We start from the raw sequence: 12576 nt of genomic DNA on the forward strand, positions 1-12576 counted from the left end.
TGAGCACGGCACCGTCCGCGTCGACGACGGTCGCACCCGATGGGCAGGGTGCTGCCGCGGAGCACACGCCCCGGATGACGACTGCTGTGCTCCGCGCGGTCCTCACCCGATGAGCCGTTGACGTACGAGGAGCTCACGCCGTGGTGGCGCGACCGCGCGCTGCTGCTCCCCGGCGTTGGCCGGCCTGCTCCTCGCAGCCAGCCTGGTCGCCGGCTGGGTGGACGCCACTCGGTCGCAGGCAGTTCTCGAGTGGCGTCCCTGGCAGCCGGGGCATGGACCTTCGCCCGGGCGCCCCTGCGCAGGTTGCGCCGGGGTCGACTCGGCGTCGGGTTGCTGATGACCATCGCCGCGGTGGGCGCAGTGGCGCTCGGCCACATCGGTGAAGCCGCCGCCTTGGCGTTCCTGTTCTCGATCGCAGAGGCGCTAGAAGACCGCGCCATGGACCGCCGCCCAGCAGGGCCTGCGTGCCCTCCTGGCCCTCATCCCGGACCGCACCCGAGTGGAGCGCGACGGCCGCGAGGAGGTCGCGAAGCCTCCGACCTGCGCGTCGACGACGTCCTGGTCGTGGGCGCCGCGAGCGGGTATCGACCGACGGCGTGGTCCAGGACGGGTACTCGAGCCTCGACACCTCAGCCATTACCGGTGAGTCGATCCCCGTCGAGGTCGGGGCAGGCGACGAGGTCCGCTGCCGGATCGGTGAACGGCTCGGGCACGCCCGGATCCGGGCAACCGCCGCAGGGACGGACAACTCTCTGACCCAGATCGTGCGGCTCGTCGAGCAGGCCCCATGCCCGCAAGGGCGAGAGAGCCAGGCTCGCCGACCGGATCGCGCGCCCGCTGGTGCCCGAGTGCTGCTGCTCTCCGCGACCGTGGCGCTGCTCGGGCTCCTCACCGACGACCCGGGCCTGTGGCTCGAGCGCGCTCTGGTCGTTCTGGTCGCGGCATCACCGTGCGCCATGGCCATCGCGGTTCCCGTGACGGTGATCTCGGCCATCGGGTCGGCGAGCAAGCTCGGCGTGGTCATCAAGTCCGGGGCAGGCTTTCGAGCAGCTCGGCACCGTCCGTACGGTCGCGCTCGACAAGACCGGAACGCTGACTCGCAACCAGCCCGAGGTCGTCGAGGTCGCAACGACCAGTGGGTTCGACGAGGACACCGTGCTCGGCCACGCCGCCGCACTGGAAGCCACGAGCACCCCACCCGCTCGCCGACGCGGTCCGCGCGGCCTCCAGCGTGGCATTGAGCGCCTCTCAGGTGGACGAGCACGCCGGCCACGGGATCACCGGCACCGTCGATGGCCACGCCGTCCGGGTGGGCAGCCCGCGATGGATCGCGCCCGGCCCGCTGCAGCGGCGCGCGGATGAGATGGCCGCCCAGGGCATGAGCCTGGTGATCGTCGAGATCGACAGCAGCATCGCGGGCGCCATCGGCGTGCGTGACGAGCTGCGTCCCGAAGCCGCCGAGGCGGTCTCCATGCTGCACGATCGTGGCATCGGCGTCGTCATGCTCACCGGCGACAACGCCCGCACCGCGGGGGTCGTTGGCGCGTGAGGCCGGCATCGACGACATCCGTGCCGAGCAGCTGCCTGCCGACAAGGCGAACGAGATCACCCGGCGAGCCGAGCAGGCCCCGACCGCGATGATCGGCGACGGCATCAACGACGCACCCGCGCTCGCAGCTGCGACCGTCGGGATCGCCATGGGAGTGACCGGATCCGCCGCCGCGATCGAGTCGGCCGACGTCGCCTTCACCGGACACGACCTGCGCCAGATCGCCCGCGCATTCGACCATGCGCGGCGCGGCCGGCGGATCATGACCGGCAACATCGCACTCGCACTCGCCATCGTCGTCGTGCTCGTCCCCCTGTCGCTCGCCGGCACCCTGAGCCTGGCGCAGGTCGTGCTGGTCCATGAGCTCGCCGAGGTCCTCGTCATCGGCAACGGACTCCGCGCCGCGCGGCTCCGCCCCGGCGTCCGCGCTGACGCACGACCTCGTCCTACTTGCTCGACCTCGAGGCCGCGGTCCAGGGCATCCCATCGGCCGCGGCTTTCGCGTGCAGGGGTTCGTAGATGACTCGATACTGTCCAGCCCGCGCATCGACGAAGGCGTACTCGACGCCCTTGTACTCCCGCATAGTCAGTTCGGCGCGCACCCCGTTGCGTTCCACCGAGGCGAGCGCCCACCGAGCGCGGAAGTTGGGAGCATCGTCCTCAGCAAACCGTCGACCCTGTCGTCGACCCTCAGCTCGAAGTCGAGCGTGCCATTGCCCCAACGAAGGTGGTTGACGGTGGAGCCGCTCCGTCCTTCTGTCCACTCGAGCAGCTGTTGCGCCGACACCATCGGCACGTCGAGCTCACGTGCCACCCGCTCGAGCTCGACGTCGAAGTCCGTACTGAAGTCGAAGTGCGTGCCAAAGGCACCCACGAACCCCTCTGGTCCGCGCGCCCGGGTCACGAGCGCGCGCACGGCATCGGGTTGCCAACAAAGACCTCGTCCACGAGGTGCGTCTACTGTTAGTAGACGTCGACGAGTCCTCCCGCGAGGTCGCTGAAGCGAGAGGCAGGCCGGAGCCAGTCATGAAACCCGGCCTGCGCTGACCCCAAGCACCCGGCCAGTAGTAGTAGTTCATGTCCAGGCGGACACCCCCAGTCACGCTCGATGGCGGGCTGCGACGTCATCTGGCTCCACGCGATGCAGTGAAGCCGGCTCCCGGCCTGAGGCGGCAATCGGGGTAGGCCAGTCGGAAGCTCCGCAGGCTGCGCGGGAATGCCAGCCGCAACGAGCCCTCCGACCAGTTCTGGCAGTGAGTGGTGACATGAGCGCCGAGGTCGAACCCAGCGTCGCGCAGCTCGATGGAGTCCTCCCGACTGAGCCCGCTCTCGGGATAGAGCCACGACGTCGCTCGCGCGCACTCCCACGCATCGACGTCACAACCGCTCGGGTCGCCGGCCTGCAACCGTGCGAACGACGACGCGGTCCCCGAACCCGTGCCGTGGTCGTCGGCAGCCATCACCAGTACCGCCTCGGCGTCGTCCGGGAAGTACCAAACCGAGGGATGGGCGAGGCGTTGTTGGTCATCGTGCTCAGCAGGCTGGTCAGCAGCCTCATCTGCTCGTCGGCCTGAGGGACGTCGACCTCGTCGAGTCCACCCAATCATCGACACTTTCTCCCCCGAAGAACAGGTCGTTGGGCCGCACAGGAGGAATGCCATCGCGGTCCTGTCCCGCCCAACGCGGGTTGCCTTGCCGAGTGAGAACCACCGACTGAGCGAGGTCGAAGGTGAAGGCGGCGACGTTGCCTCCAGCAGAGCCGACGGACCTCATCGTCACCGCTACCGAGGATCGATCTTCCTTGGTCAGCCGAGCCACGACCTCCGTGTCGTCATCTTCTCGAATGACGCGTGCCGGCGCATGCACTGCGATGGGCGTCGAGGCCAACCCTCTTCCGGCGGTGCTGCTCCCGTCCGCCCACAGGCTGCCGTTCGTCACCGAGTCTCCCGTCGGGCTGTGACCCGCCAGGTCTGCGAGTTCCCCCTCGGGGCGCATGGTGATCAGCTGACCACCAGACTCCACCCAGCCCCGCAGCTGCGACATGGCCTCGCTGTCGGGGTTCCGGACAACAGAACGACGGCGTGACCGTCGAGAGCGGCGGCAGACAGGTCACGAAGATCCACCGAGGTGAAGGACGTGAGCCCTTCCGCCCGGAGCATCTCGGCGTAGAACTCGTCATATGGGTTGCGATTGTCCGTCACGAGAAGGACCGGTCCGCCGGGGCCGCTGCTCAATCGCGGCCGCGCCGCACCTCGAACGACCATGTGTAGGCGCTGGCCATGCTGGATGTCTCGATGCTCGCCTCATAGCGTCCTGGAGACAAACGCCCGGCTGGCTCCAGCGTCGCTGAGTGAGTCGGGACTCCACCGCGCTCCCGCCGGCACTGGATTGCCATCCACGTCGCGCAAGGTGAACGAGAGGAATCGACCGCATCACCCGCGTCACGGTCGAAGACGACGTCCAAGGTGATGCCGGCGGAATGTCCGCCGCCCCGTCGCGGGGAACTGAGCAACCACTGTCTGTATCGGCGCCGAGCCCCGTGCTGCGCTCCACACCACTGCGACAGCGACGAGCACCACCAGCGGGCGGCACCACGACAGCGCGACCTTGGTGCGCCCAGATCCTGAGATTGCCCCCACGGCGCGGAGCGTACGAGGCACCCATGGTCCGTTCCCTCCGTGCGGCCACGCCGTACCTAGCAAGGGTGAACCCTTTCCGTCTCGAGCAGGCTGTGAGGTTGGCCCGAGCTTCGCCGCGACCCCGGTTGCCCGCAGCAGGCCTGCTCCCGCGTCCCCCTTCCGGCGACGCCTCCGCACCGCCACGAACAAGCTCGCGATAGCCAGCGCCCCTGTGACGCGCGAGGGCCATGCCCCGACGCGCGTCGCCAAGGTCATCCCTGACGCGATCGGGACGTCGACCACCGTGGCGCCCGCGCGGGTATCCGGTAGACGTTCCAGTACCGACCCGTCGTACGACACGACCCCGGTGATCCCGTTCATCGAGGAAACGACGACCGACCGTCCCATCTCGACGGCTCGCACCCGGCTGATTGCCCACTGCTGCTCCTGTTGGGCGGTGCCGAGGAACATGGCGTTGCTCGTCTGCACGACCACGACGTCGGCACCCTGCCGTACCTGGTACCTGAGGACGTCGTCGTAGGCCACGTCGAAGCAGAGCGCGTTGGCGATCCGGAGGCCATCGGCATCCATCGGCGCCGCAGCAGGGCCAGGAGTCATGTCGCGGCCGATCTCCGCCACCCGTGACGACAATCGCTCGGCGAGCGGGCGCAACGGGACGTACTCGCCAAAGGGCACCAGATGCTGCTTGGTGTACCGAGCATCGGATCCGGCGCCGGACCACAGGATGGCCTGATTGAGCACACCGTTCCTGCCGCCGTCGACGATCGACCCGGCCAGGAGGGGGACGCCGGCCGCCCTGGCGGCACCGGCAAGCGCTGACCGCGCCCGCAGATCGCGCGCCGGGTCGACCGCTGTGGCATTCTCGGGCCACACCACCAGGTCGGGGGCTCGCCCGGAGGCTCTCCATCGAAGCGCGGCCGTGCGGGTCTCGGCCATCAGCGTGTCGGTGACCGCGCGGTGGTGGGACACCACATCGGTGCCGCCGCCTGGAACCTCGGCCTGGACCACGGCGATGCGGACCGACCGCTCACCGGCGCCCCCGGCCACCTGCCACCCGCCGGCACGACCTGCGAGATGAGCGGCGACGACAGCCGTAAGCCCTGCCACCGACAACGCGACGATCGTCGTCGGCGACACCGGCCGTGGGCCTTGGTGGCGCAGCGACCGGGCCAGCACCGCGAGCAGGGCGCCTCCGAGGGCGATCAGCACGCTCGTACCGGCGACACCGAGCGCGGCGAGCGATCCCACCCACGGTGTGTCGAGAGCAGTGAGGCCGAGGCGGCCCCACGGGAACCCGCCCCAGGGCCAGGCCGAACGGGCACTCTCGACTGCCGTCCAGGCGCAGGCCGTCCACACCGGCCACGCGCGCAACTCCTCCCTCAGTATCCGCGTGAGGACACCGAGCGCTCCGAACCACATGCTCTGGACCAGCGTCAAGGCGACCCATGCCGCCGGGGCGATCGACTCGGCGAGCCACCAGGACGTGACCCCGACGAACACCACACCGAACACCGCACCGCAGGGCGCACTGCGACGAGGGCCACTGCTCACCGACACGACGAACCCGGCGACCCCGACCGGCGCCAGCCACGAGACGGACCACGGCGCGAAGCACGCGCCCAGCACGAGACCTCCCGCCACTGCGGCGGTGACGGACTGCCGCCCCGTGAGCTCCACCCACACCTCCACGTATCTACTATGCAAGATAGTATGTCGCTGATGGACGCCGCTCAGGAGCAGGAGGCCCTCGGATCGGACGAAGCCGTTCGATCCACTCTCGTCGACCCTGGGCGCGGCGGTCCGTCGCGCCCGTCTGAGCTGTCCGCCTGGGCCCGATGGGTTTGGCGTCGCCTGACATCGATGCGCACCGCGGTCGTGTTGCTGGTCCTGCTCGCCCTGACCGCCGTTCCGGGCTCGCTGTTGCCGCAACGAGGCGTGTCCAGTGACCCATCGGCAGTGGCGAACTACTACCGCGCGCACCCGGATCTCGCGCCGTGGCTCGATCGCCTGTCGCTGTTCAACGTCTACAGCGCGCCGTGGTTCGCCGCGGTCTACGTCCTGCTCCTGGTGTCCATGACCGGGTGCGTCATTCCTCGCTCGGCGCAGCTGTGGCGGGACTACCGCGCCGAACCGCCCGCGGGGCCGCGTCGCCTTTCGCGGGAACAGCAGCACCGTCGCGGCTTCGTCGACGATCCGGACGCGACCCTCGACGCGGCCGTCCGGCATCTTCGCGACCACCGGTTCCGGGTCGTGCGGGTCGACGGAGAGGTGCGTGCCGAGAAGGGTCGTCTGCGCGAGCTCGGGAACCTCGCCTTCCACATCTCCCTGCTGGTCCTCCTCTTCGGCGTCGCCGGAGGCAAGCTGCTCGGCTACGAGGGTCGGGTCGCGCTGGTCGAAGGGACGACGTTCGCCAACGTCTCGTCCTCCTACGACGCGCTCACGCCGGGCCCGTGGACGGACCTCGACGGGCTCGAGCCGCTGGAGCTCACCCTCGACGACTTCACGGCGAAGTTCGAGACCGAGGGCGCACGCTTCGGTGAACCACGTGACTTCGAGGCGGCGGTCTCGTACAGCAGCGAGGCCGCAGGCGACGGGTCGTTCACGATCCGGCCGAACCGGCCCCTCGACATCGACGGAACCAAGTTCTTCCTCACCGGTCACGGCTACGCACCCGAGCTGACGGTGCGAGACGGCAACGGCGACGTCGCCGCGTCAGGACCCGCCATCTTCTTGCCCGTGGACCAGGCGTTCACCTCCGACGGCGTCGTGAAGGTCCCGGACGCACGCCCGACGTCGCTGGCCCTGCAGGGTTGTTCCTCCCCACCGGCGTGGATGGCCCTGACGGGATGGCGGTCTCGGCGTACCCGGGCGCAGCCAACCCGGTCGTCCAGCTGTCGGCCTACACCGGCGACCTGGGTCTCGACGACGGCACGCCGCAATCCGTGTACTCCCTGGACTTCAGTGACCTCGAGCGGGTGCTCGGCCCGGACGACAAGCCGTGGCGGGTGTCCCTCCTCCCGGGCGAGACCGTGCAACTGCCGAACGGGTTGGGGTCCGTGACCTTCGACGGGCTCTCGCGATTCGCCAACTTCCAGGTGGCCCGCGACCCCGGCAAGGAGATCTCCCTGGTGGCAGCGATCCTGCTGATGCTCGGGCTCACCACGTCGCTGGCCGTGCCCCGGCGTCGAGTGTGGGTCCGCCGCGGTACGGACGGGACCGTCGAGCTCGCCGGCCGCTCCCTGTCCCGTCGACCCGCGCCACCCGACGAGCTCGACGACCTCGCGGCCGCCATCGGGTTGAAGCCACTGCATGCCGAACAGCGACGAATGGAGTCACAGTGATGTACGTCGACTCGGCCCGGTGGTCCGACACACTCGTGACCACCGCGCTGGCCATCTTCTCGCTCGCCCTCGTGGCATATGCGCTGACGGCAGCGCTGACGCGCGCCCGGGCCGGTCGCGCGAGGCTGGATCCGGCCGTCGTTGGCCCCGCCGGCGCGGTCCAGCCGTCCGATGGCCCACTGCTGAACGAGCACCGGGCAGGTGCCGTCAGCCGCAGCGCCACCGCACTGATGGTGCTGGGCACGGTGTCACTGTCCCTTGCTGTCGTGGCCCGGGGGCTGGCGGCCGGACGCGCGCCCTGGGGCAACATGTACGAGTTCGGGCTGACCGGAGCCGCTTCCGTCGCCGTGGCATTTCTCGTCCTCAGCCGCGGGCGGGCGATCAGCAGCCTCGCACCTTGGACGGTCGCGATCGTCCTGGTGTTGCTCGGCGTCTCGGTCACGTCGCTCTACACACCCGTGGACGACCTCGTCCCCGTCCTGAACTCACGATGGCTCGTCGTCCACGTCGCGGCCGCGATCATCGCCGGTGGACTGTTCACGATCGGCGCAGTGGCGACCGTTGCCCATCTGGTGCGGCAGTGGCGCAACAAGGGCGACGCGCCAGCCGACGACCAGCTCTCGGAGCTCGCGCACACCGTGCACCTCGTGGCGTTCCCCATCTGGACGTTCGCCGTCATCGCCGGCGCCGTGTGGGCAGAGAACGCCTGGGGTCGCTACTGGGGCTGGGACCCGAAGGAGACCTGGGCGTTCATCACCTGGGTGTTCTACGCCGCTCACCTGCACGCCCTGTCGACCGTCGGTTGGCGGCGTCGGGCCGGCCTCCTCGCGGTCGCGGGCTTCCTGGCGTTCCTCTTCAACTTCTTCGGGGTCAACATCTGGATCCCGGGCCTCCACTCGTACGCAGGAGTTTGACGACATGAGCAATGGCCTCTCCACCCTCATCGTGGGCTTGGTCGCCACCATCGGCACCCTCGCGGTGCTCTACCTCCTGGCCAGGGCCAAGTGGTGAGCAACGCGATGAGGATTCGACGTTCTGCCGTGCTCCGTGCCGCGGGAATCCTGGCGGCCGCCGGCCTCGGCGTGCTCGTGTCGGCGACCCCGTCGGGTGCGCATACCGACTTCATCGGGGCAGACCCACACGACGGAGCCAACCTCCACGAGCTGCCTCGCGAGGTACGACTGGAGTTCTCCGAGCAGATGGATCCCGGGCTGAGCTCGGTGAGCGTGCGGGGCGGGGCAGGAACCGGCGTGAATGTCGACGTCGCGACCGGGGAGAAGCCCACCGAGCTGGTGGCGACGCTGCCGGCATCGCTGGCCCCGGAGAGTGGGACCACCACCGAGTGGACCATCTCGTTCCGCGTCGTGTCCCGCGACGGACATCCCGTGGCCGGCACCACGACCTTCACCCTGCGAACTCCCGTGTCCGCGACGCAGGACCCTGATCCGTCCGACGAAGAATCCGAATCCTCGTCCACCTCCCCGGACAGCTCGACTTCCGAGCCTGCAGGACAACCCAGCGAGGCAGGTCAGACCGACCGAGCCCAGCGCGACGACAGGAACCTGTGGCTGCCCCTCACCATCGGTGGCGGCGTGCTGATCATGCTCCTGCTGGCCGTGGCCACGACGATGCGACTCGTCGGCCGGGATCGAGAGGCGTGAGTCGTCCGGCGCGCGCCCAGGGCGTCGCCGTGGCTGTGACGGCACCTGCGCTCATGGTCTTCACTGCGCTGGTGGCGATCGGCCTGACCGGCGGCCTCAGTCCCCTGGGCATCGAGGGACTGCCAGATCCGGGGGACCTCACGCGCGTGGGGCTGCCCACGGTGCAGGTGCTGCGCGACCTCGCCGCCATGATCACCGTCGGGGTGCTGGTCATCACCGTGACCTGTGTCGGTCCCGGCACTGGCGTCGAACCGCGGGCCCTCGGCGCGACCCGCGCGCGATTGGTGGCGTACGCCCAGCTGGGTGCGACCGTCTGGTCGCTGAGCAGCCTGGCCCTGGTCGCGTTCGTCTACTCCGATGCGTCCGGCACTCCGGTTGGCGCGCCGGGGTTCATGACCGAGGCGGCGTTCTTCGCGCTCGAGTACGAGCTCGGCCAGTACGGGCTGTGGAGCGCCGCCCTGGCGGCTGCCGTTGCGGTGGGGTGCGTGATCTCTACCCGACTCGGAGGCGCGGGCATCACGACGGTCATGGCGCTGGTGGCGTTGTGGCCCATCGCGCTCACGGGACATGCGGCGGGCACCCTCAACCACGACGAGGCCGTCAACCTCCAACTGTTCCACCTCGTCGGCATCAGCGTCTGGCTCGGCGGACTGGTCGGCGTGATTCTGGTACGACGCCTGGGCGGGACCTGCTTGTCGCTACGGCCCGTCGGTACTCCACCCTCGCCGGTTGGTGCCTCGTGCTCGTGACCCTGTCGGGGTCTACGGCGCGTGGCTCCGGCTGCCGTCGGTCGCCTCCGTGATGTCGCCCTACGGAATCGTTCTCGGACTCAAGCTCCTCGCGGTCCTGGCGTTGGCCGTCGCCGGCTGGTGGCACCGGCGGCGCACCTTGGGCGCCTTGGCCGCCGGAGCGCCTCGCGCCTTCGCCAGGTTGATCACCGCCGAGATCGCAGTCCTGCTTGGAGCCGCCGGACTGGGTGTCGCCCTCAGCCGTACCGCACCTCCGGCGGGTCCCGCGACACCGCTCACCAACGCCGAGTCCTTGCTGGGCAGCCCGATGCCGGCACCGCTCGACGCCGGTCGGTGGATCGGGACCTGGTCGCTGGACACGCTCTTCCTGCCCCTCGCGCTCGCCGGCGCGATCGGATACCTGTGGGGCGTCGTACGACTGAGGAAGCGCAACGACACGTGGCCCTGGCTGCGGACCGTGTCGTGGTTGATCGGGTGCGCACTGTTCATCTGGGCCACCAACGGCGCCCCCGGCGTCTACGGACGCGTCCTGTTCAGCATGCACATGGTTCAGCACATGACCATCGCCACCGCGGTCCCGGTGTTCCTGGTCCTGGGGACCCCGATCACTCTCGCCCTTCGTGTCCTTCGTCGCCGCGAGGACGGCTCGCGCGGCCCCCGCGAGTGGCTGCTGGCCGCGAGCCGCTCCCTGCTCGTGCACGTCCTGGGCCATCCTGTGGTCGCGGCCGGCATGTTCGTGGTGAGCATGATCGCCTTCTACTACACCTCCGCCTTCGCGGCTTCCCTCGAGTCGCACACGGGTCACGTCCTCATGACGTTCCACTTCCTGTTGACCGGCTACCTGTTTGCCGAGGCCGTGGTGGGTTCCGACCCGGCCCTGAGCCGGCCTCCGTTCCCCATGCGGGTCCTGCTCGTGATGGTGACGTTCGGGTTTCACGCACTGTTCGCTGTCAGCATGATGGCCAGCACGACGGTGTTCGCGGCCGACTGGTTCAGCGCGCTCGGGCGCACCTGGGGAAGCTCGCTCCTCGACGACCAGTACGTGGGTGCCCAGATCGGGTGGCTCATGGGCGAATACCCGATCCTCATCATGGCCGCGGCGCTCGTGACGAGCTGGGTCAGGGCCGACCAGCGCGAGCGCCGGCGATTCGACCGACGCGAGGCTCGCGACGACGACCGCGAGCTGCAGGCGTACAACGCCTATCTCGGCCGCCTGCGCGACGCCGGCCTGACACATCGGCCGGCGCCTCCTACGATGGAGCCTCGTAGGTCACGTCGTCCCGAGAAGGAGCACCACGAGTGAGGCAGCTGGGTCAGCTAGAAGCCGCCGTCATGCAGCACCTCTGGAGTGCGGGTGAGCCCGTGTCCGTGCGCGCGATGCTCGAGACGCTGACGCAGGGGCGGCCTCTGGCCTACACGACCGTGATGACGGTCATGGACAACCTGCACTCCAAGGGCCTCGTGGCACGCGAGAAGGAGGGGAAGGCGTATCTCTACACACCGACCTCCACACGCGAGGAGCACACCGCCGAAGTGCTCCAGGAGGTGCTCGCCGACTCCGACGACCGGACCGCGGCACTGATGCACCTCGTCGGGAAGATGGATCCGAGCGAGGCTGCCGAGCTGCTGGCGGCACTGTCCGATCGGGCAGACGGGGCATCATGATCGCCGCGTTGCTCCTGCTGGCCTTCGCGGTCGCGGTCTCGGCGGTCGGTCGCGCGGCGCTCTGCCACCCGTGGACCCTGCGGACACCACGCCTCGCCATCATCGGGTGGCAGGCGCTCTCGACCTCCGTCGTCACGTCGATGCTCCTGGCTGCGGTCGCACTCGCGCTGCCGTTCCTGCCCCTGCGCTTCTCGCTCGCCAGCGTGCTCGGTGCCCACACCATCACCGTCGTGGAGCACTACGAGACACCACTCGGCAGCGCACCCGGGGTGCTCGGACTGCTCCTGGTGGCGGTCCTGGCCGGAATGCTCATGACGACCACGGCCCGCAACTTCCTCCGCACCCGTCGCGTCCGTCGTGCACAGCTCGACTCGTTGCAGCTGGTCGGCGCGGCGCACCCCGACGGCTTCACCGTGATCGAGCACGACGTACCCGTCGCCTACTGCCTGCCGGGCCGGTCCGCGACCGTCGTGCTGTCCTCGGCTGCGATCGCGCTCCTCGACGACCGTGAACGCGACCTGGTCCTCGGGCACGAGCGCAGGCACCTCCGCGCTCGACACGACCTGGCCCTCGCCTACTCGGGTGCGCTGCACCGCACGTTCCCGTGGGTGCCCCTGTTCGCCACCGCGCACCGGGAGATCTCGGTCCTGCTGGAGATGGCCGCCGACGACTCGGCGACGACGCCCGCCGACCGACGAGCGCTGGCCCGCGCCATCGTCGCCCTCGGGACGGGCATCCGGCCGGAGACCGCCCTGGCGGCGAGCGACACAGCGGCAGTGGCACGCGTACGACGCCTCACGTCGACGGCGCCGGACACGTCCCTGAGATCGCGAGCCCTCGCCGGGGCGGCTGTGGTCTTCGTCCTGTCGGCGCCCGTCGGACTGGCCCTCGCCCCGGCCGCCGAGGCTGCCGCACGGGACTGCTGCTCGGTCTCCGAGCTGGCCCCGGACCAATAGTCGTCCACGGTCCTCG

Annotated in this window: 11 protein-coding genes and 1 pseudogene; 10 read left to right on the forward strand and 2 right to left on the reverse strand. The window is 69.7% G+C overall.

The genetic code is table 11. From position 1 onward, the window contains the following. The first annotated feature begins 596 nt into the window (after positions 1-596). Genes KDN32_RS23525 through KDN32_RS22895 form a run of 3 tightly spaced genes read left to right on the forward strand, consistent with a single transcriptional unit; the run spans position 597 to position 2072 of the window. Positions 597-1241, forward strand: coding sequence for a P-type ATPase actuator domain-containing protein (locus KDN32_RS23525; RefSeq protein ID WP_372446527.1), 645 nt, complete (start codon positions 597-599; stop codon positions 1239-1241). Continuing rightward, a complete protein-coding gene (locus KDN32_RS22890) occupies positions 1232-1549 on the forward strand; it encodes an HAD family hydrolase (RefSeq protein ID WP_307854022.1) in 318 nt (105 codons plus the stop codon). Before KDN32_RS23525 ends, KDN32_RS22890 begins: the two co-directional genes overlap by 10 nt. Then, positions 1539-2072, forward strand: coding sequence for an HAD-IC family P-type ATPase (locus KDN32_RS22895; protein ID WP_283093527.1), 534 nt, complete (start codon positions 1539-1541; stop codon positions 2070-2072). Before KDN32_RS22890 ends, KDN32_RS22895 begins: the two co-directional genes overlap by 11 nt. Positions 2073-2135: 63 nt before the next feature. Here KDN32_RS22895 and KDN32_RS12075 read toward each other — a convergent pair whose 3' ends face one another. Next, entirely contained in the window at positions 2136-2465 is a 330-nt protein-coding gene (locus KDN32_RS12075) for a hypothetical protein (protein ID WP_211732526.1), read from the reverse strand. Positions 2466-3990: 1525 nt separating this feature from the next. Further along, positions 3991-5877 carry an apolipoprotein N-acyltransferase gene (lnt, locus tag KDN32_RS12080; RefSeq protein WP_211732527.1) on the reverse strand — a complete coding sequence of 629 codons (1887 nt, stop codon included), beginning with the start codon at positions 5875-5877 and terminating at the stop codon, positions 3991-3993. A 171-nt stretch (positions 5878-6048) separates the two neighbouring features. On the opposite strand from lnt, the pseudogene resB reads away from it, so the two are divergent. From resB to KDN32_RS12120, 7 genes and pseudogenes are all read left to right on the forward strand, one after another. Beyond that, positions 6049-7529: pseudogene (gene resB, locus KDN32_RS12085) on the forward strand (cytochrome c biogenesis protein ResB). A gap of 35 nt (positions 7530-7564) precedes the next feature. Further along, the gene (gene ccsA / locus KDN32_RS12095) at positions 7565-8443 is read left to right on the forward strand and encodes a cytochrome c biogenesis protein CcsA (RefSeq protein ID WP_307854025.1); all 879 of its coding nucleotides are present in this window, start codon (positions 7565-7567) and stop codon (positions 8441-8443) included. A gap of 93 nt (positions 8444-8536) precedes the next feature. Continuing rightward, entirely contained in the window at positions 8537-9190 is a 654-nt protein-coding gene (locus tag KDN32_RS12100; protein WP_211732531.1) for a copper resistance CopC family protein, read from the forward strand. Further along, positions 9187-9939 carry a CopD family protein gene (locus KDN32_RS12105; RefSeq protein WP_211732532.1) on the forward strand — a complete coding sequence of 251 codons (753 nt, stop codon included), beginning with the start codon at positions 9187-9189 and terminating at the stop codon, positions 9937-9939. Before KDN32_RS12100 ends, KDN32_RS12105 begins: the two co-directional genes overlap by 4 nt. Continuing rightward, positions 9923-11242, forward strand: a complete 1320-nt coding sequence (locus KDN32_RS12110; protein WP_211732533.1) for a cytochrome c oxidase assembly protein — start codon at positions 9923-9925, stop codon at positions 11240-11242. Before KDN32_RS12105 ends, KDN32_RS12110 begins: the two co-directional genes overlap by 17 nt. Further along, positions 11239-11604, forward strand: coding sequence for a BlaI/MecI/CopY family transcriptional regulator (locus tag KDN32_RS12115; protein WP_211732534.1), 366 nt, complete (start codon positions 11239-11241; stop codon positions 11602-11604). The genes KDN32_RS12110 and KDN32_RS12115 overlap by 4 nt, the downstream gene beginning before the upstream one ends. Then, a complete protein-coding gene (locus KDN32_RS12120) occupies positions 11601-12560 on the forward strand; it encodes a M56 family metallopeptidase (protein WP_211732535.1) in 960 nt (319 codons plus the stop codon). Before KDN32_RS12115 ends, KDN32_RS12120 begins: the two co-directional genes overlap by 4 nt. Positions 12561-12576 lie beyond the last annotated feature (16 nt).

The organism is Nocardioides palaemonis, assembly GCF_018275325.1.
GTDB lineage: Bacteria > Actinomycetota > Actinomycetes > Propionibacteriales > Nocardioidaceae > Nocardioides > Nocardioides palaemonis.